The sequence below is a fragment of the Nocardiopsis baichengensis YIM 90130 genome, from assembly GCF_000341205.1.
GTDB lineage: Bacteria > Actinomycetota > Actinomycetes > Streptosporangiales > Streptosporangiaceae > Nocardiopsis_A > Nocardiopsis_A halophila.
Genome location: NZ_ANAS01000022.1, coordinates 35,854 through 55,097, shown reverse-complemented (window position 1 = coordinate 55,097; position 19,244 = coordinate 35,854). Strand labels below are relative to the sequence as shown.

The following is a 19,244-nucleotide window of genomic DNA, read 5'->3' as shown; positions in this document are numbered from 1 at the left end:
GTACCCGCCCCGCGGTTCGCCAAAACCCCGGTTCCGTGCTTCCATGCCACCCGATGGACACCAAGAGATGGGCCGCGGTCGCCGGCGGGGGCGCGGTCGTGCTGGCCGCGGCGACCGCGCTGGTCGCCCTTCCCTGGTCCTCCTCGGGCGAGGAGCCCGCGCCGGCCGCCTCTCCCGCGCCCCCCGACCCCCCGCGCATCGGGCCCGAGCGGCGCATCGCGCTCCAGCAGGCGCTCAACCGGACCGTGGCCGGGGGCTCGGCCAGCGGCGCCGTGGCCGAGTACACCGAGCACAACGCCGGCGGCTCGGACACCTGGAACGGCGTGGCCGGGGTGGCCGACCGGGCCACCGGCGACCCGGTCGACCCGCAGGCGCACTTCCGCGTGGCCAGCATCTCCAAGCCGTTCGTGGCCGCCACCGTGCTGCAGCTGGCCGAGGAGGGCCGCCTGGGCCTGGACGACACCCTGGAGGAGCTGCTGCCCGGCCTCGTCGAGGGCGGACGGCACATCACCCTGCGCATGGTGCTCAGCCACACCAGCGGGCTGTACAGCTACAACAAGGACATGCCCAGCGTGCGCAGCGACCCCGGGCGCACCTGGCGCCCCGAGGAGCTGGTGGAGATCGCCGGCGCGCACGACCCGGTGTTCGCCCCCGGCACCGACGTGGAGTACTCCAACACCAACTACGTCCTGGCCGCCCTGGTCATCGAGGAGGCCACCGGGCGCCCCTACGCCGAGGAGGTCCGCGAGCGCATCCTGGAGCCACTGGAGCTCACCGGGACCTCCATCCCGGACGGGCTCGGGGTCCCCGAGCCGGCGATGCACGGCTACGCCTGGGTCTCCGACGGCGCCGGCGGGCGCACCGCCGAGGACGTCACCGAGTTCGACACCAGCCGCTGGTACGGCACCGCGCAGGTCGTCTCGACGGTGAGCGACATCAACACCTACTGGCGCGCGCTGCTGGACGGCGAGGTCCTCGGCGAGGAGATGCTCCAGGAGATGCTCACGGTCCAGGCCTACAACGGCGGCGACTACGGCTACGCGCTCGGCCCGCGCTCCTACACCCTGGACTGCGGCGTCCAGGTGTGGATGCACCCGGGCAACATCCCCGGCCACCGCACCTGGACCGTGCACGCGAAGGACCGCGACCTGACCCTGTTCCAGGCCCGCTACGCCGAGGACCCCGACCCGCCCGCCTGGGCCATGATCGAGACCGCCATGTGCCCCGAGCAGGAGCCGGGCGCGCCCTCGCCCGGCCCCTCCACCGAGCCTTCGCCCGCCCCGACCCCCTACCCCAGCGAGGACGTCGAGGGCACCGGGCGGGGCCGGGACGGCGGGAAGTGAGGCGCGGGAGCCCCGCCCGGGCGGGAACGGGCGCCGGTCGGTTCTTGTTGCGCCGTCTGGCAGACTGGTAGGGGAAGGAACCCCTCTGCCCAGCGCAGGGGCACGCCAGGTCGACAGCGACCGGCGGTACCGGTTCGCGCGCGCCGAGGACCACCCATCCGTGTCCGCGTTCCTTCCGCGGCGCGCGTCCGGCGACCGCACACAGCGAGGAGATCCAGTGAAGGCCGACATCCACCCCGAGTACGTCGTCACCCAGGTGACCTGCACCTGCGGGAACAGCTTCACCACCCGCAGCACCAAGCGCGAGGGCGCCATCCGCGCGGACGTCTGCTCCGCCTGCCACCCGTTCTACACGGGCAAGCAGAAGATCATGGACACCGGCGGCCGGGTCGCCCGCTTCGAGAAGCGCTTCGGCAAGCGCAAGTAGCGCCTGCCCGCCGCGGCGCCGGGACGCCCTGGGGGCGTCCCGGCGCCGCGATCGCACGACAGGGGCCGCACGACAGGGACCGCACACCGCGCCATCGATGGGGATTGACGACACGTGAAGCTGGACGACCTCCTCGGCGAGTACTACGAGCTGGAGCAGCAGCTCGCCGACCCCGACGTGCACGCCGACCCGGGCCGCGCGCGCTCCCTGGGCAAGCGGTACTCCCAGCTCACCCCCGTCATCGCCGCCTACCGCGAGCTCCAGCAGGTGGAGAGCGACCTGGAGGCGGCGCGCGAGCTGGCCGCCGAGGACCGCTCCTTCGCCGAGGAGGCCGAGCGCCTGGAGGCCGAGCGCGAGCGCCTCACCGAGCGGCTGCGGGTGCTGCTGATCCCGCGCGACCCCGCCGACGACAAGAACGTCATCATGGAGGTCAAGGCCGGCGAGGGCGGCGAGGAGTCCGCCCTGTTCGCCGGCGACCTGGTCCGCATGTACCTGCGCTACGCCGAGCAGCGGGGCTGGAAGACCGAGGTCATCGACGCCACCGAGTCCGACCTGGGCGGGTACAAGGACATCACCATCGCCTTCAAGAACAAGGGCGCCTCCGAGCCCGGCGAGGGCGTGTGGCCCCGGCTCAAGTTCGAGGGCGGCGTGCACCGGGTGCAGCGCGTCCCGGTCACCGAGTCCCAGGGCCGCATCCACACCTCGGCCGCCGGGGTGCTGGTGGTGCCCGAGGCCGAGGACATCGAGGTCGAGGTGCACGACAACGACCTGCGCATCGACGTCTACCGCTCCTCCGGCCCCGGCGGGCAGAGCGTCAACACCACCGACTCCGCGGTGCGCATCACCCACCTGCCCACCGGCATCGTCGTCTCCTGCCAGAACGAGAAGAGCCAGCTGCAGAACAAGGAGCAGGCGATGCGCATCCTGCGCGCCCGGCTCTACGCCGAGGCCCAGGCCAGCGCCGACGCCGAGGCGGCCGCCGAGCGCAAGAGCCAGGTGCGCACGGTGGACCGCTCCGAGCGGGTCCGCACCTACAATTTCCCGGAGAACCGCATCTCCGACCACCGGGTCGGCTACAAGGCCTACAATCTCGACCAGGTCCTCGACGGCGACCTGAACGGCGTGCTGCAGGCCCTCATCGACGCCGACACCAAGGAAAGGCTGGAGCAGGCCCAGTCATGAACTTCCTGCTCGACGAAGTCGCGCGCGCCACGCTGAGGCTGGCCGAGGCGGGCGTCGACTCGCCCCGCACCGACGCCGAGGAGCTGGCGGCGTTCGTGCACGGCGTTCGTCGAGGAGAGCTCCACCAGGTGGCCGACTCCGACTTCGACGCCCTGTACTGGGAGTGCGTCGCCCGCCGCGCCGCCCGCGAGCCGCTGCAGCACATCACCGGCCGCGCCTACTTCCGCTACCTGGAGCTGCGGGTGGGCCCCGGGGTGTTCACCCCCCGCCCCGAGACCGAGCTGCTGGTCGACTGGGCGATCGACACGCTGCGCGCCATGGACGTGGCCGACCCGGTCGTGGTCGACCTGGGCACCGGCTCCGGCGCGATCGCCATCTCCATCGCCCAGGAGGTGCCCCGCTCGCGGGTGCACACCGTCGAACTCGACCCCGAGGCGCTGGCCTGGGCCCAGCGCAACATCGACGCCAGCGGCCACGGCGAGCGCGTCACCGCCCACCGGGGCGACATGCGCACCGCGCTCGGCGAGCTGGACGGCCGGGCCGACATGGTGGTGAGCAACCCCCCCTACGTGCCCACCGGCCAGGCCGGCGCCATCCCCCCGGAGGTGCGCGACCACGACCCCGCCCCCGCCCTGTGGGCCGGCGCCGACGGGCTGGACCTGATCCGCGACCTGGAGGCGGTCGGCCGCCGGCTGCTGCGGCCGGGCGGCGCCATGGCCATCGAGCACGGCGACGGGCAGGGCATCGACATCCCCCCGCTCTTCCCCGAGGAGCGGGGCTGGCGCGACGTGCGCAACCGCAAGGACCTGGCCCACCGGGACCGGTTCGTGGTCATGCGCCGCGCCGACGACTGATCCGACTGATCCGAGGGATCCGCGTGATCCGCGTGATCCGAGCAGGCCTGGGAGAAGGGGACCGATGAGCCGCCGCTACGACTGCGCGCAGGAGTCCGAGCGCAAGGACGGGATCGCCGACGCGGCCTCGACCGTGCGCCGGGGCGAGCTGGTGGTGCTGCCGACCGACACCGTCTACGGGATCGGCGCCGACGCCTTCGGCCCCGCCGCGGTGGCCTCGCTGCTGCAGGCCAAGGGGCGCGGGCGGGACATGCCGCCGCCGGTCCTGGTGGGCTCGGTGCGCGCCGCCCACGCGCTGGTGGAGGACCTGGGCGGGCACGGCCAGGACCTCATCGACGAGTTCTGGCCGGGGCCGCTGACCCTCGTCTGCCAGGCCACCCCGAGCCTGTCCTGGGACCTGGGCGACACCAAGGGCACGGTCGCGGTGCGCATGCCCATGCACCCGGTCGCCCTGGAGCTGCTCAAGGAGACCGGCCCGATGGCGGTCAGCAGCGCCAACACCTCGGGCGAGCCGGCCGCGACGACCGCCGCCGAGGCCGAGGCCCAGCTGGGCGAGAGCGTGTCGGTCTACCTGGACGGCGGCCCCTGCGCCGACGACGTCCCCTCCACCATCGTCGACCTGACCTACGCGGTGCCCCGGGTGCTGCGGCTGGGCGCGGTCTCCATGGAGCGGCTGCGCGCGGTGTGCGGGACCGTGATCGGCGAGGCGCGGCCGCGCCGCACGCCGGCGGAGGAGCCCGCGGACGGCGGTTCCCCGGACGACGGTTCCGCGGACTGACCCCCGAAGGTGCTAGGTTCGTGGCCACCCGCGGCCCGTTCCCGTGCCGCCCGCCCCGTACCTTCCCGTCCCGTGCCGTCCGTCCGTGAAAGGCCACCGGTCACGCCGTGCGTGAGTACGCGCTCACTTTCGTCATCGCCCTGGCGGTCACCTACCTGCTGACCCCCTTCGTGCGCAGGGCGGCGATCGCGGTCGGGGCCGTCCCGCCGGTGCGCGACCGCGACGTGCACACCGAGCCGATCCCGCGGATGGGCGGGGTGGCGATCTACGGGGGGTTCGCCGCGGCGCTGCTGATCTCGGCGCAGCTGCCGCACCTGCAGGAGGTCTTCCGCACCGACACCGCCAAGATCTGGGCCGGGCTGCTGCTCAGCGGCGGGCTGATCACGGTGATCGGGATCATCGACGACCGGTGGGGGATGGGCCCGGTGCCCAAGCTGGCCGGGCAGACCGCGGCCGCCGGCATCCTCGTCTCCCAGGGTGTGCAGCTGCTGTGGCTGCCGCTGCCGGGCATGCAGCTGTCGCTGGGCCCCTGGCTGGGGGCGGTGCTGTCGGTGCTGCTGGTGCTGGTCACCATCAACGCGGTCAACTTCGCCGACGGGCTGGACGGGCTGGCCGCCGGCATCGTCGCCATCTCCTCGATGGCGTTCTTCGCCTACTACTACGTGGCCGCCGTCGACCGCGGCTTCGAGCGCCAGTCCTACCCGGCGATGATCGCGATCATCCTGGTCGGGGTGTGCGTGGGGTTCCTGCTGCACAACTTCAACCCGGCCCGGGTGTTCATGGGCGACACCGGGTCCATGCTGCTGGGGCTGCTGCTGGCCTCGATCACCATCTCGGTGACCGGGCTGTTCCTGCCCGAGAACCAGGCGGCCCCCCAGGCCGGCGGCCTGGGCGGGATCCACTCGCTGGCCGCCTTCCTCCCGGTGCTGCTGCCGCTGCTGGTGCTGGCGCTGCCGCTGGCCGACCTGGTGCTGGCGGTGGTGCGGCGCACCCTGGCCGGCAAGTCGCCGTTCGCCCCGGACAAGAAGCACCTGCACCACCGGCTGCTGGAGCTGGGCCACTCGCACCAGCGGGCGGTGCTGCTGATGTACCTGTGGGCGGCGATCATCGCCTTCGCCTCGGTCTCGCTGTCGGTGCTGGACTCGCCGTACACCGTCCTGGCCGTGACCACATTGGTAGCGGCCTGTGCCGTGGGACTGATCACCCTCCCGCGGCTGCGCCGCCGCCGCGCGGCCCGCGCCGCGGCCGCCCGGCGCTCCGCCTCGGGCGGCGGCTCCGCCTCCTGACCAACACGGGCCGACGTGCGGTGATCGGTTCTGTGAACTCTTGGGAGCGCGTGGGTCCCGGCCGTGCCCGGGGGGCGGTGTCGAGCATCCGAGACCAGCACTTACTCTGGAGAAGCACCCCGCATCAGGACAACTCGGGCACGGGTAAGCTCGCGGTAAAGGTCCCTGGGAACGGGGTCCGAAATCCTTGTGATAGCTTTCACGAGCAAGCACCCCACTGAACATCCCGGAGCTGTGCACATGCAGGAACACGACGCCCGGATCCTCCGCGGCGCCGCGATTCCCACGGCCGCTGCCGGCCTGGTCGCGATGGCCGCAGCCACCGCTGCCGCAGGTGTCCACGGGCTCCTGGGCGCCCTCTACGGGGCGCTGCTCGTCCTGGGCGCCTTCGCGGTGTCGGCCTACGTCATCGCCTGGACCGGCGAGCGCAACCCGCAGCTGATGCTGCCGGTGGCCTTCGTGGTCTACACCACCAAGGTCGGCGTGCTCGCGGTCGTGCTGGTGCTCTTCGGCGGGTCCACGGCCTTCGACCACACCGCCTTCGCCTTCACCGCCCTGGCCTGCATCGTGTGCTGGCTGGGCGGACAGGCGGCGGCGTCCAAGCGGGTCAAGCAGCCGACCGTGGTCCCCGCCTCCGAGGCCGAATCCGAACCGGAGCCCGAGCCCGGTCCGGCCGAGGGGCGTCGGTGACCCCCCTCCGGCAGGGGGATGTGCGAACGGTTATCACCTCCTGCTATCTTCCGGAGCGACGAGATGAACGAGCGTACAGACGCGGTGGTCGGCGAAGAGCCGCCCCGCGCGAGCGCCGGCGCGGTCCTCTCGTATCTGCTGGGGGGCCTGGCCTTCTGGGGCCTCATCGGCTGGGGGGCGGATCGGGCCCTCGGGTTCGACACGCTGTTCCTGCCCATCGGCCTGCTACTGGGACTGGTCGGGGGGATCTACCTGATCATCACCCAGTACGTCCGGTCCTGAACGTCCAGCCCGGTAGCCGGCGGCTCCCCGAGAGCGGCGCGGCAGGGCCCTATACATCGAGGATTGAGTTGCGTCACGACGAAAGGGTTCGCCGTGAGTGCTGACGTTATGTACAGCGCCGCCTCCGAGGAGGGCTGCCACCTCTTCGACCCCGGCTGCAAGTTCGAAGCTCCCGGCACGAGCCTGTTCTTCCCCAACCCGTGGCTGGACTTCGGTCTGCCCGCCACCTCCGGCATCACCAAGTACACCCTCGTGCTGGTGGTCGCCCTGCTGGTCGCCGCCGGGTTCTGGTACTTCACCACCCGCAACGCCAAGGTGGTCCCGGGCCGCGGGCAGAGCATGGCCGAGATGCTGGTCTCCTTCATCCGGGACCAGATCACCCGCACCACCATGGGCAAGGAGGGGGACAAGTTCATCCCCCTGCTGCTGACCCTGTTCCTGTTCATCTTCTCGATGAACATCATGGGGCTCATCCCCGGCCTCCAGCTGCCGGTCACCTCCAACCTGGCCTTCCCCGCGGTCCTGGCGATCTTCGTGTTCATCCTGTGGAACGCCGTGGGCATCCGCAGGCACGGCGTCGGCGGCCACATCAAGGCCCGCCTGGTCCCCGGCGGCGTCCCCGTGTGGATCCTGCCGGTGGTGGTGCCGATCGAGGCCCTCTCGAACTTCGTCATCCGCCCGGCCACGCACATGATCCGTCTGTTCGCGACCATGTTCGCCGGGCACCTCCTGCTCGCGGTCTTCGCCGCCGGCGGCTGGTACATGTTCAACCTCTTCGGCGCCCCCAACGCCGGCCTCGGACTGCTGTCCGCGGGCTTCTCCGGGATCGCGCTGATCGGGTTCCTGGTGTTCACCGCCTTCGAGCTCTTCATCATGGCCGTCCAGGCCTATGTGTTCGTCCTGCTGTCCTCCATTTACCTCGGTGAGGCCATGGAGGGTGCGCACTAGGGGCCGCTCCCGCGGTCCGCGCAGTGCGCGCGCTTTACGACCCCAGTCCGGTAATCAACGTCAGTTCGACGGCACGAAATGCCCGTCGGCGTGTCTGAGTAAAGAGGAATTCAGAATGGAAATCACCGGTAGCCTCGCGACCATCGGTTACGGCCTCGCCGCCATCGGCCCCGGCATCGGCGTCGGCATCATCTTCGGCATGGGCGTGCAGGCCATCGCCCGCCAGCCCGAGGCCCGCGGCATCCTGCAGGGCCAGATGATCTTCGGTTTCGCGGTCGTCGAGGCGCTGGCCATCCTCGGTTTCGTTCTCGCGTTCATCCAGTCCGGCCAGTAGCCAGCTGACTCAAACGCGACTTCGAAGGAGATGCCAGCCATGATCGAATTGGCTGCGGAAGAGAACATCCTGCGCATCCACTGGGATGAGTTCGTCTTCGGCTCCATCGCCTTCCTCATCATCTTGGGCGTCGTCTACAAGATGTGGCCCAAGCTGACCTCGGCTCTGGACGAGCGTGCCAACCAGATCGAGGGTGGCATCGAGCGTGCGAAGAAGGCCGAGGCGGAGGCGGAGGAGATCCGCCAGCAGTACCGGGAGAAGCTCGACGAGGCGCACCGCCAGTACGCCGCAGAGCTGGAGAAGGCCAAGGAGCAGCGCGCCGCCATCATCGCCGAGGCGCGGGACGAGGCCCAGGCCGAGTCCCGCCGCATCATCGAGGCGGCGCACCAGCAGATCGAGGCCGACCGGCAGCACGCCCTGGCGCAGCTGCGCACCGAGATCGGGACCCTGTCCACGGACCTGGCCTCCCGCATCGTCGGTGAGTCGCTGAACGACAGCGGGGTGCAGAGCCGGGTGGTCGACCGGTTCCTGGAGGAGCTGGAGCAGGCCGAGGGCGCTGACCGGGCCGAGGTGCGCTGATGCGTGGGATCAGCCGCACCTCCCTGGAAGAGGTGACCCGGCGCCTGGACGCCATCCTCCCCTCGGCGAACGCCGCCACGCTGGGGCACGAGCTCTTCGAGGTCGTGTCCCTCTTCGAGGACCAGCGTTCGCTCCGCCGGTCGCTGGCCGACCAGGCCACCGACGCCGACGCCAAGTCGGGGCTGATCGGCGGTCTGCTGGAGTCCAAGGTGTCGCCGTCCACGGTCCTCGTGGTCGGCGACATCGTCCGGGCCAAGTGGTCCCGCCCGCGCGACCTGGTCGACGCCACCGAGCGGATGGCGGTCTACGCCGTCTCCGCCGGCGCCGAGGGGTCCCGGCTCGACGAGCTGGAGGACGAGCTCTTCCGGTTCGAGCGGATCGTCGAAGCCCAGCCGGACCTGCGCGCGGCGCTCACCCGCGAGGGCGTGGCCGCCGAGCACAAGCGGACCCTGGTGGAGAACCTGCTCTCGGGCAAGGTCAGCGCCCCCTCGCTGACTCTGATCACCGAGGCCGTCACCCGGCCGCGCGGCCGTACCCTGGAACAGGGACTGCAGCACTTCGGACAGGTCGTCGCCGAGCGCGCCCGGCGGTTCATCGCCGTGGTGCGCACCGCGGCGCCGCTCAGCCAGGCCCAGCAGGACCGGCTGGCCGCAGTGCTCACCCGCACCTACGGCCGGGACATCCACCTCAACATCGAGGTCGTCCCCGAGCTCGTCGGAGGCCTGTCCATCCGGGTGGGCGACGAGGTCATCGACGGCAGCGTCGCCGGGCGGCTCGCGGAGGTCCGCCGCCGCCTGGCCGGCTGAAACGACGGATACACGCAACGCAAGACGCACGGCGCCGGGCTAAGCGGCGCCACTTCGAGAGCAAGGACATACCTGAGATGGCGGAGCTGACGATCCGGCCGGAGGAGATCCGGAACGCGCTGCAGCGCTTCGTCCAGTCGTACGAGCCCGACGCCGCCGCGCGCGAGGAGGTCGGTACCGTCACCAGCGCTGGTGACGGCACCGCCCGTATCGGTGGCCTTCCCTCGGCGATGGCGAACGAGCTGCTCGAATTCGAGGACGGCACGCTGGGCCTTGCCCTGAACCTGGAGATCGGCGAGATCGGCGCCATCGTCCTGGGCGACTTCACCGGCGTCGAGGAGGGCCAGACGGTGCGCCGCACCGGCCGGGTCCTGTCGGTGCCGGTGGGCGACGGCTTCCTGGGCCGCGTCGTCGACCCGATGGGCCGCCCGATCGACGGCCAGGGCGAGATCGAGACGACCGAGCGCCGTGAGCTTGAACTGCAGGCCCCCTCCGTGATGCAGCGGCAGCCGGTCGGCGAGCCGATGCAGACCGGGATCAAGGCCATCGACTCGATGACCCCGGTCGGCCGCGGCCAGCGCCAGCTGGTCATCGGCGACCGGCAGACCGGCAAGACCGCGGTCTGCATCGACACGATCATCAACCAGAAGGCCAACTGGGAGTCCGGGGACCCGGACAAGCAGGTGCGCTGCATCTACGTCGCGGTGGGGCAGAAGGGCTCGACCATCGCCGGCGTGAAGGGCGCCCTGGAGGAGGCCGGGGCGATGGAGTACACCACCATCGTCGCCGCCCCCGCCTCCGACCCGGCCGGCTTCAAGTACATCGCCCCCTACACCGGCTCGGCCATCGGCCAGCACTGGATGTACGAGGGCAAGCACGTCCTGATCGTCTTCGACGACCTGACCAAGCAGGCCGAGGCCTACCGCGCCGTGTCCCTGCTGCTGCGCCGTCCGCCGGGCCGTGAGGCCTACCCGGGCGACGTGTTCTACCTGCACTCCCGCCTGCTGGAGCGGTGCGCCAAGCTCTCCGACGAGATGGGCGCGGGCTCGATGACCGGCCTGCCGATCATCGAGACCAAGGCCAACGACGTGTCGGCCTACATCCCGACCAACGTCATCTCGATCACCGACGGCCAGGTCTTCCTGGAGTCGGACCTGTTCAACCAGGGCCAGCGCCCCGCCATCAACGTCGGTGTGTCCGTCTCCCGTGTGGGCGGCTCCGCGCAGACCAAGGCGATGAAGAAGGTCAGCGGTTCGCTGCGGCTGGGCCTGGCCCAGTACCGCGAGCTGGAGGCCTTCGCCGCGTTCGGCTCGGACCTGGACGCCGTCTCCAAGCAGCAGCTGGAGCGCGGCCAGCGGCTCATGGAGCTGCTGCGCCAGGGCCAGTACGAGCCGCTGGCCATGGAGAAGGAGGTCGTCTCCATCTGGGCGGGCACCACCGGCCAGATCGACGACGTCCCGGTCGAGGACGTGCGCCGCTTCGAGGCGGACTTCCACGACTACCTGGCCCGCGAGCACGCCGGGGTGCTGGACACCATCCGTGAGAGCGGCAAGTTCGAGGACGAGACCGAGGCCACGCTCAAGGAGGCGGTCACCGCCTTCAAGCAGACCTTCCAGACCTCCGCCGGCTCCATCCTGGGCTCGGAGGACGCCGAGGCGCTGGGCGAGGACGAGGTCGGCCAGGAGTCCGTCAAGGTCGCCAAGAGCTCCGGGAAGTAGCCGAATGGGAGCACAGCTTCGCATCTACCGCCGGAGGATCCGCGCCACCAAGTCGACGGCGAAGATCACCCAGGCGATGGAGCTGATCGCCACCACCCGCATCTCCAAGGCGCAGCGGGCCGTCGAGGCGGCCCGCCCCTACGCCAAGGAGATCACGCGGGCGGTCGCCGCGGTGGCCGGGCGCGTCAGCGACCACCCCCTGCTCACCGAGTCGGAGAACCCGACCCGGGCGGCGGTGCTGGTGGTCACCAGCGACAAGGGGCTGGCCGGTGCCTACACGGCCAACGCCATCAAGGAGGCCGAGGCCCTCACCGCCCTGCTCCAGGAGCAGGGCAAGGAGGTCGTCACCTACATGGTCGGCCGCAAGGGCGTGGGCTACTTCCGGTTCCGGGAGCGCCCCTTGGAGCGCGAGTGGGAGGGCATCACCGAGCGCCCCTCCTACCTGCAGGCCAAGGAGATCGGCGACGCCCTCATGGAGCGGTTCACCCAGGACACCTCCGAGGGCGGCGTGGACGAGATCCACATCGTCTCGACCGAGTTCGTCTCCATGCTGACCCAGAAGGCGTCCGCGCGCCGGGCGCTGCCGCTGGAGCTGGAGGAGGCCGGGCCCGAGGAGATCGAGGAGCACTACGGGGGTCCGCTCCCGCTCTACGAGTTCGAGCCCTCCGCCGAGGAGGCCCTCGACCAGCTGCTTCCGCAGTACGTGACGAACCGGATCTACTTCGCCCTCCTTGAGTCGGCGGCCTCCCAGTGGGCCTCGCGCCGCAACGCCATGAAGGCGGCCACCGACAACGCCGAAGAGCTTGTCAAGACCTTGACCCGCCAGGCCAACCAGGCCCGCCAGGCGGAGATCACGAACGAGATCAGCGAGATCGTCGGCGGTGCCGACGCCCTCGCCGCATCCAGCGGGGAGTGAGTAAGGAAAGTGACTGCGACAGTTGAAGGGACCGCCGCCGAGGCGGGGCAGGCCACGGGGCGCATCGCCCGCGTCACCGGCCCGGTCGTCGACGTGGAGTTCCCCGTCGGCTCCCTGCCGGAGATCTACAACGCTCTGAAGACCGACGTCGTCGTCGGCGGCGAGGAGCGCACCGTCACCCTGGAGGTCGCCCAGCACCTGGGGGACAACCTGGTGCGCTGCGTCAGCCTGGCCCCGCAGGACGGCATGGTCCGCGGCGCGGAGGTGCGCGACACCGGCGAGCCGATCAGCGTTCCCGTCGGGGACGTGGTCAAGGGCCACGTCTTCAACACCCTGGGCGAGTCCCTGGACGTGCCGACCTCGGAGCTGAAGGTCTCCGAGCGCTGGCCGATCCACCGCAAGGCGCCCGACTTCGACCAGCTCGAGTCCAAGACCGAGATGATGGTCACCGGCATCAAGGTCATCGACCTGCTGACGCCCTACGTGCGCGGCGGCAAGATCGGCCTGTTCGGTGGCGCCGGTGTGGGCAAGACGGTGCTCATCCAGGAGATGATCACCCGTATCGCCCGCAACTTCGGCGGTGTTTCGGTGTTCGCCGGCGTCGGCGAGCGCACCCGTGAGGGCACCGACCTGTTCCTGGAGATGGACGAGATGGAGGTCCTCCAGGACACCGCGCTCGTCTTCGGCCAGATGGACGAGCCCCCGGGCACCCGTCTGCGGGTCGCCCTGTCGGCGCTGACCATGGCGGAGTACTTCCGCGATGTGCAGAAGCAGGACGTGCTGCTGTTCATCGACAACATCTTCCGCTTCACCCAGGCCGGCCAGGAGGTCTCGACCCTGCTGGGCCGCATGCCCTCGGCCGTGGGCTACCAGCCCAACCTGGCCGACGAGATGGGCCAGCTGCAGGAGCGCATCACCTCCACCCGCGGCCACTCGATCACCTCGATGCAGGCGATCTACGTGCCCGCGGACGACTACACCGACCCGGCGCCGGCGACCACGTTCGCCCACCTGGACGCGACGACCGAGCTCTCCCGCCCGATCTCGCAGAAGGGCATCTACCCGGCGGTGGACCCGCTGGCCTCCACTTCGCGCATCCTCGACCCGCAGTACGTGGGCCAGGAGCACTACGACGTGGCCCAGCGCGTCAAGGAGATCCTGCAGCGCAACAACGACCTGCAGGACCAGATCGCCATCCTCGGCATCGACGAGCTGTCCGAAGAGGACAAGATCATCGTGAACCGGGCGCGGCGCCTGGAGCGCTTCCTGTCGCAGAACATGTTCGTCGCCGAGAAGTTCACCGGCAACCCGGGCGTGTTCGTGCCGCTGGAGGAGACCATCGCCTCCTTCAAGGCCCTGTGCGACGGCGAGTACGACCACCTGCCCGAGCAGGCCTTCCTGGACGTCGGCAACATCGAGATGGCCGTCGAGAAGGCCAAGGCGCTGCAGGGCTAGACGCTGCAGGGCTGAGGCGTCCGCGCCGGGCGGGCCCGCTTGGGCCCGCCCGGCGCGGATCCGCCCGCGGACGAAGGAGTTTGTGGCAGTGTCGAAGAGGCTTTTCGTCGAGATCGTCTCCCCGGAGCGCCAGCTGTGGGCGGGCGAGGGCGACATGGTCATCGCCAAGACGGTCGACGGCGAGTTCGGTGTGCAGCCCGGGCACACCCCGGTGCTGGCGCTGCTGGCCGCCGGGTCGGTGGTCCGGGTGGTCGGCGGCCGGGAGACCGGCGAGGTGCGGGCCGCGGTGCACGGCGGCTTCCTGTCGGTCACCGACGACAGCCGGGTCTCCATCCTCGCCGAGGTCGCCGAGCTGGCCGAAGAGGTCGACGTCGACCGGGCCAAGCGGGCGCTGGAGGAGACCGAGTCCGGCGGGGGGTCCCCGGAGGACACCGAGGCCCAGGAGCGGGCCGCGCGGGCGCGCAGCCGCCTGGCGGCGGCCGGCACGGACGCGGCCTGACGGCGGACGGGGCGCGCGCAGTGGGGGAGCGGTGACCGGGGTGCAGATCGCCGAGTGGTCGTTGTTCGTCCTGCTGGCCGCGGCCCTGGCCGCCGTGGCGGCGGTGGCCGTGCGCCGCTACGCCCTGGAGCGGCGGGGCGGCGCCGTCGAGTGCTACCTGCGCCCCTACGGGGGCGGCCCCTGGCGTATCGGACTGGGGCGGTACGGGAGCGGAGCGCTCCACTGGTACCGGGTCCTGTCCCTGTGGCCGCGGCCGGCAGCGACGCTGCCGCGCCGCGGCCTCGTCGTTGTGGGCCGCCGTTCGCCCGACACCGGCGACCTGGCCGAGCTCACCCCCGACATGGCCGTGGTCCAGCTCGGCTGGACCGGCCCGGACGGCGCCGACCCCGAGGAGCCCGGCTACGAGCTGGCCATGGGCAGGGCGGCGCTGACCGGCTTTCTGTCCTGGCTGGAGTCGATGCCCCCCGGGACGCACTGGCAGGAGTAGGTCCACGGTTGAGCGCCGCCCGCCCGGTTAGGGTGAGGGCATGATCGTCGCATTCTCAGTGAGCCCGATGGGCGAGGGGGAGTCGGTGGCCCCCGCGGTCGCCCGCGCCGTGCGCGTGGTCCGCGAGAGCGGGCTGCCCAACCGCACCGATGCCATGTTCACCACCGTCGAAGGCGAGTGGGACGAGGTCATGGACGTCGTCAAACGGGCGGTGGAGGCCGCCGGCGAGGGGGCGTCACGGGTGAGCATGACCCTCAAGGCCGACATCCGCGACGGCGTCACCGACGGCCTGACCGAGAAGATCGCGGCCGTCGAGCGCGAGCTGGGGGACTAGCGCTCGCCTCCGGGCTTCCAGAGCACCTCGCCGCCGTCGCGGCCCAGGTACCGGCACAGCACGAACAGCAGGTCGGACAGGCGGTTGAGGTAGCGCGCGGTGAGCGGGTTGACGCCGCCCTCACCGGTCCCGTGCTCCTCGATCGCCGCCCAGGCCGACCGCTCGGCCCGGCGGGCCACCACACGCGCCGTGTGCATCAGCGCGACCCCGGGGGCGCCCCCGGGCAGGATGAAGCTGCGCAGGGTCGGCAGCTCGGCGTTGTAGGCGTCGCAGGCCTCCTCCAGGCGGGTGATGGAGGCCTCCTCGATCCGGAGCGGGGGGAACTCCGGGTTCTCCACCAGGGGCGCGGACAGGTCCGCCCCCAGGTCGAACATCTCGTTCTGTACGCGCCCGAGCAGGGCGCGCACGTCGTCGGGGACCTCCCCGAACGCCAGCGCGGTCCCGATGGCCGCGTTGGCCTCCTCGACGTCGGCGTAGGCCGCGATGCGCAGGTCCGTCTTCGGGGCGCGGCTCATGTCGCCCAGGCGGGTCTGGCCGCCGTCGCCGCCGCGCGTGTAGATCGTGGAGAGCACGACCGGTTTGTCGGTGTCCTTCTTGGTCATGGCCCCACCCTAGAGGGCATCGCCTCGGGTAACCGTTCGGCAACGGGGGGTTATGGGCCCGGGGCGGCGCTGATACCGTGTGAAACACGCAACGCACGGAGCGTAGTCGATCGGTGCCGAGGGGGACACCGTCGACCGGGTGAGGCTCCGGGGGCCATCCGGTAGAGGCCGCGCCGGCACGGAGGGGACGTGCCCGGGAGGGGCGGCCGGAGCGGTTCGGGCGGGCGGCGCGGGTCGGGGGGCCCGCCGCCCGCCCGGATCCTCGGCCGGTGGGCCCCGGCCGCCCGTGAGCCCCGTGCCGCGGACGCGGCGGAGCCCGCCGAGGGGAAGTCCCCGGCGGGCTCCGTTACCGTCGTGGTTACCGTCGTGCCGTTTCGGCCGGCGCGGTCCCTACTGGACCCACATGTCGCCCACGCGGTGCCGCTCCTGGCTCTGCGTGGCCGAGAAGGAGCGGATCTTGCCGTTGACCGGCAGGGTCGACTCGGAGAAGGTCTCCACCGAGTGCGCCAGTCCCCCGGAGAGGATGTCGACCGCGCCCCAGTCGATGTTGGTGATGTCGTCGGCCTCGGTGTGGTAGTTCGGGTCGAACGTCTCGCCCGCGGTGCCGCCCCAGTGCCCGGCCTGCTCCTCGGTCTTGACCGCGTCGCCGCCGCTGAACAGGCCGCCGACCGGGACGCCGGCGTCGAGGAACGGCGCGTGGTCCGAGCGGCGCCCCATCACCGTGGGCTCGGTGTGGTGGCCCTGGTCGGCGAAGTAGTCCTCGAAGGTCTTCTGGATCGCGCCCGAGCCCGAGGGGGCGGGCAGCGAGTCCGGCAGCTCCCCGCGGGCGTCGTAGACGAGCAGCCCGTAGTTGGGCGAGCCGATCATGTCGAAGTTGAGGTAGAGCCCGATGTGGTCGAGCTTCTTCTCCGACAGCCCCGCCACGTACTCGGTGGAGCCGATCAGCCCCTGCTCCTCGGTGCCCCACCAGGCGAAGCGCACGTTGTTCTTGGGCTTGTCCTCCAGCTCGGGGAACCGCAGGGCGGTCTCCAGCAGCGCTGCCGAGCCGCTGCCGTTGTCGTTGATCCCGGCGCCCTCGGGGACGCTGTCCAGGTGCGCCCCGGCGACCACCGTGTTGTCCTTCGCCCCGCCCTTGGCGTCGGCGATGATGTTGTAGGAGGTCTCGGTCACCACGCTGGCGTCCACGACGACCCGCAGCTCCAGGCCCTCGGTCGCGACGAGCTCCTCGCCGACCTCCAGGCTGGTGCTCAGCGCGGGGATCTCGCTCTCGGAGCCGAGCGTGCCGTAGAACAGCTCGGTGGTGTCCGGGTCGTCCGGGTCGCTGCCGCTGTTGAAGACCACGGTCGCCGCCGCGCCCGCGTCGGCGGCGTTCTGCGTCTTGTCCGCGAAGCTGCACGCCCCGCGCCGGATCACCGCCACGGCGCCCTCGGGGAAGCCGTCGAACTGGCCGGCCTCGCAGCCGCTGTTCGCGGCGTCCGGCGCCACCGCAACGCCCGGGGCGGTCACGTCCCCGCCCGCGGAGTACGTCATCGGCGCGTACTCGGTGTCCTCGGTGTAGGTGTAGGAGTCCGGCGCGGTGCGGGCGAACTCGGCGTCGGAGTGCTGCTGCCACAGCGAGTACTCGTACTCGTTCTTCTTGGGCTTGTAGCCCGCCTGCTCCAGCTGGTCGATGACGTAGCTCGCGGCCACGTCGTAGCCCGGGGTGCTGGTGGCGCGGTTGCCGCCGTTGTAGTCCGCGATGGTCTGGAGGTTCTCCAGGTGGCCGCGGATCGCGTCGGTGGTCACCAGCTCGTCCAGGCCGGCCTCTCCGGCCGCGGCGGGGGAGGCCGGGGCCAGGCCCAGCGCGACGGCGGCCGCGAGGCCGACGCCTCCGGCGGCCGCACGGCGCAGCGCGGGGACGCGGCGGGGGGATGGGGATGAATGGGTTCTGCGCACGGAACGTCCTCCTGTCGGTCCCGCCCCGGGGATGGAGGGGCGGGCGCGAACGGTGCGAGCTCGCGTGCAGCCTGTCACCGGGCCGCCCCAGGGGCAAGAAATCGGACGGCCCGTTGCCACATTCAGCCACAGGGGTTACAGATGCGCCCCGATCCGTGCTGTGATGGTCGGTTTCGTCTCATTCCGGGGCGGGAGGGGTGCAGCGGGCGCCGTGGCACGGAGGGGCCTACCATCAACCGAGGGTGCGCCCGTTCCGCCGGTGTCGTCGGAGCCGTCGGAGCCGTCGGGCGCCTCCCGGGACTGCCAGACGGCGAACGTATGCGGAGGCACGCATGGCGGCGACCCTCGACCGCGACATCGAACCCCTCTACCAGGAGATCCTGCGGCGCAACCCCGGTGAGGGGGAGTTCCACCAGGCCGTGCACGAGGTGTTGGAGACCCTCGGCCCGGTGCTGGCCCGGCGCCCGGAGTTCGCCGAGGCCCGGCTGGTGGAGCGGATCGCCGAGCCCGAGCGGCAGGTGATCTTCCGCGTCCCCTGGACCGACGACGCCGGGCGGGTGCAGGTGAACCGCGGCTTCCGGGTGGAGTTCAACAGCGCTCTGGGCCCCTACAAGGGCGGCCTGCGGTTCCACCCGTCGGTGAACCTGGGGATCGTCAAGTTCCTCGGCTTCGAGCAGATCTTCAAGAACGCCCTGACCGGCATGGCCATCGGGGGCGGCAAGGGCGGCAGCGACTTCGACCCCAAGGGGCGGTCCGACGCCGAGGTCATGCGGTTCTGCCAGTCCTTCATGACCGAGCTCTACCGCCACCTGGGCGACCGGACCGACGTCCCCGCCGGCGACATCGGCGTGGGCGGCCGGGAGATCGGCTACCTGTTCGGGCAGTACCGGCGGATCACCAACCGCTTCGAGGCGGGCGTACTGACCGGCAAGGGCCTGGACTGGGGCGGCTCGCAGGTGCGCACCGAGGCCACCGGGTACGGCTGCGTGCTCTTCACCAAGGAGATGCTGCGCATGCGCGGCGCGGACCTGGAGGGGATGCGGGTGGCGGTCTCCGGGTCGGGCAATGTCGCGGTCTACGCCGCGGAGAAGGCCCAGCAGCTCGGGGCGACGGTGGTCACCGCCTCCGACTCGGGCGGCTACGTCGTGGACGACAAGGGCATCGACCTCGACCTGCTCAAGCAGGTCAAGCTGGTCGAGCGCGGCCGCCTGTCCGACTACGCCGAGCGGCGCGGCGGCGAGGCCCGGCACGTGCCCGGCGGCCGGGTCTGGGAGGTGCCCTGCGACGTGGCGCTGCCGTGCGCCACCCAGAACGAGCTCACCGCGGCCGACGCGCGCACCCTGGTCGCGGGCGGGGTGCGGGCGGTGGCCGAGGGCGCCAACATGCCGACCACACCGGAGGGCGTCGCCGTCTTCCAGGAGGCCGGGGTGGCCTTCGGCCCGGGCAAGGCGGCCAACGCCGGCGGGGTGGCCACCAGCGCCCTGGAGATGCAGCAGAACGCCGCCCGGGAGGAGTGGACGTTCGCGCGGGCCGAGGAGCGGTTGACCGCGGTGATGCGCTCGGTGCACGACTCCTGCCACGCCACCGCCGAGCGCTACGGCCGGCCCGGCGACTACGTGGCCGGCGCCAACATCGCCGGCTTCGAGCGGGTGGCCGAGGCGATGCTGGCCCAGGGCCTCATCTGAGCCCGCGGCCTCCCTGAACAGGTTCGGCGTGACGAGAGCCCAGGCCAGGCGGCGGTCCTCCATCAGCCCGCGGGCGATGGAGGGCCGGCCGTCCCCGGTCATGA

General features: G+C 71.5%; 21 protein-coding genes. 19 read left to right on the top strand and 2 right to left on the bottom strand.

Translation table 11 applies throughout. The annotated features are described in order from the left end of the window. Positions 1-53: 53 nt before the first annotated feature. The 18 genes from C892_RS0118380 (at position 54) to C892_RS0118295 (ending at position 14,918) form a co-directional block, all read left to right on the top strand. The gene (locus C892_RS0118380) at positions 54-1,343 is read left to right on the top strand and encodes a serine hydrolase domain-containing protein (protein ID WP_017558362.1); all 1,290 of its coding nucleotides are present in this window, start codon (positions 54-56) and stop codon (positions 1,341-1,343) included. A gap of 217 nt (positions 1,344-1,560) precedes the next feature. Next, positions 1,561-1,770: a 50S ribosomal protein L31 gene (gene rpmE / locus C892_RS0118375; RefSeq protein ID WP_017538351.1), complete on the top strand. Its 210-nt coding sequence runs from the start codon at positions 1,561-1,563 to the stop codon at positions 1,768-1,770. A gap of 114 nt (positions 1,771-1,884) precedes the next feature. After that, positions 1,885-2,952, top strand: coding sequence for a peptide chain release factor 1 (prfA, locus tag C892_RS0118370; protein ID WP_017538350.1), 1,068 nt, complete (start codon positions 1,885-1,887; stop codon positions 2,950-2,952). Further along, positions 2,949-3,806: a peptide chain release factor N(5)-glutamine methyltransferase gene (gene prmC / locus C892_RS0118365; protein ID WP_017538349.1), complete on the top strand. Its 858-nt coding sequence runs from the start codon at positions 2,949-2,951 to the stop codon at positions 3,804-3,806. The genes prfA and prmC overlap by 4 nt, the downstream gene beginning before the upstream one ends. 64 nt (positions 3,807-3,870) lie before the next feature. Next, positions 3,871-4,584: an L-threonylcarbamoyladenylate synthase gene (locus C892_RS0118360; RefSeq protein ID WP_017558361.1), complete on the top strand. Its 714-nt coding sequence runs from the start codon at positions 3,871-3,873 to the stop codon at positions 4,582-4,584. A gap of 107 nt (positions 4,585-4,691) precedes the next feature. Continuing rightward, positions 4,692-5,870 carry a glycosyltransferase family 4 protein gene (locus C892_RS0118355; protein WP_017558360.1) on the top strand — a complete coding sequence of 393 codons (1,179 nt, stop codon included), beginning with the start codon at positions 4,692-4,694 and terminating at the stop codon, positions 5,868-5,870. 240 nt (positions 5,871-6,110) lie between these two features. Continuing rightward, positions 6,111-6,560 carry a Cg1360 family ATP-synthase-associated protein gene (locus C892_RS0118350; RefSeq protein ID WP_017558359.1) on the top strand — a complete coding sequence of 150 codons (450 nt, stop codon included), beginning with the start codon at positions 6,111-6,113 and terminating at the stop codon, positions 6,558-6,560. 63 nt (positions 6,561-6,623) lie between these two features. After that, positions 6,624-6,842, top strand: coding sequence for a hypothetical protein (locus tag C892_RS0118345; RefSeq protein WP_017538345.1), 219 nt, complete (start codon positions 6,624-6,626; stop codon positions 6,840-6,842). A 108-nt stretch (positions 6,843-6,950) separates the two neighbouring features. After that, on the top strand, positions 6,951-7,790 hold the full coding sequence (atpB, locus tag C892_RS0118340) for a F0F1 ATP synthase subunit A (RefSeq protein WP_017538344.1): 840 nt from the start codon (positions 6,951-6,953) through the stop codon (positions 7,788-7,790). A gap of 115 nt (positions 7,791-7,905) precedes the next feature. Next, positions 7,906-8,124, top strand: a complete 219-nt coding sequence (atpE, locus tag C892_RS0118335) for an ATP synthase F0 subunit C (RefSeq protein WP_017558358.1) — start codon at positions 7,906-7,908, stop codon at positions 8,122-8,124. A 39-nt stretch (positions 8,125-8,163) separates the two neighbouring features. Continuing rightward, entirely contained in the window at positions 8,164-8,703 is a 540-nt protein-coding gene (locus tag C892_RS0118330; RefSeq protein ID WP_017538342.1) for a F0F1 ATP synthase subunit B, read from the top strand. Then, complete coding sequence (locus tag C892_RS0118325; protein ID WP_017558357.1) at positions 8,703-9,509, top strand: F0F1 ATP synthase subunit delta; 807 nt, start codon at positions 8,703-8,705, stop codon at positions 9,507-9,509. Before C892_RS0118330 ends, C892_RS0118325 begins: the two co-directional genes overlap by 1 nt. Positions 9,510-9,586: 77 nt before the next feature. Further along, positions 9,587-11,227 (top strand): F0F1 ATP synthase subunit alpha, encoded by a 1,641-nt coding sequence (gene atpA / locus C892_RS0118320; protein WP_017558356.1) that lies wholly within the window; start codon positions 9,587-9,589, stop codon positions 11,225-11,227. A gap of 4 nt (positions 11,228-11,231) precedes the next feature. Next, on the top strand, positions 11,232-12,143 hold the full coding sequence (locus C892_RS0118315; protein WP_017538339.1) for a F0F1 ATP synthase subunit gamma: 912 nt from the start codon (positions 11,232-11,234) through the stop codon (positions 12,141-12,143). Positions 12,144-12,152: 9 nt separating this feature from the next. Beyond that, on the top strand, positions 12,153-13,598 hold the full coding sequence (gene atpD / locus C892_RS0118310; protein ID WP_017538338.1) for a F0F1 ATP synthase subunit beta: 1,446 nt from the start codon (positions 12,153-12,155) through the stop codon (positions 13,596-13,598). Positions 13,599-13,686: 88 nt separating this feature from the next. Further along, complete coding sequence (locus tag C892_RS0118305; protein WP_017558355.1) at positions 13,687-14,097, top strand: F0F1 ATP synthase subunit epsilon; 411 nt, start codon at positions 13,687-13,689, stop codon at positions 14,095-14,097. A gap of 31 nt (positions 14,098-14,128) precedes the next feature. Then, complete coding sequence (locus C892_RS0118300; RefSeq protein WP_017558354.1) at positions 14,129-14,584, top strand: DUF2550 domain-containing protein; 456 nt, start codon at positions 14,129-14,131, stop codon at positions 14,582-14,584. A 40-nt stretch (positions 14,585-14,624) separates the two neighbouring features. Continuing rightward, entirely contained in the window at positions 14,625-14,918 is a 294-nt protein-coding gene (locus C892_RS0118295) for an MTH1187 family thiamine-binding protein (RefSeq protein ID WP_083932588.1), read from the top strand. Here C892_RS0118295 and C892_RS0118290 read toward each other — a convergent pair. Then, positions 14,915-15,520: a cob(I)yrinic acid a,c-diamide adenosyltransferase gene (locus C892_RS0118290; protein ID WP_017558353.1), complete on the bottom strand. Its 606-nt coding sequence runs from the start codon at positions 15,518-15,520 to the stop codon at positions 14,915-14,917. The two genes, C892_RS0118295 and C892_RS0118290, sit on opposite strands and share 4 nt — an antisense overlap. Positions 15,521-15,910: 390 nt before the next feature. Next, entirely contained in the window at positions 15,911-17,455 is a 1,545-nt protein-coding gene (locus C892_RS0118285) for a M28 family peptidase (RefSeq protein ID WP_017558352.1), read from the bottom strand. 332 nt (positions 17,456-17,787) lie between these two features. On the opposite strand from C892_RS0118285, the gene gdhA reads away from it, so the two are divergent. Further along, positions 17,788-19,140 (top strand): NADP-specific glutamate dehydrogenase, encoded by a 1,353-nt coding sequence (gene gdhA, locus C892_RS0118280; RefSeq protein WP_017558351.1) that lies wholly within the window; start codon positions 17,788-17,790, stop codon positions 19,138-19,140. Positions 19,141-19,244: the final 104 nt, after the last annotated feature.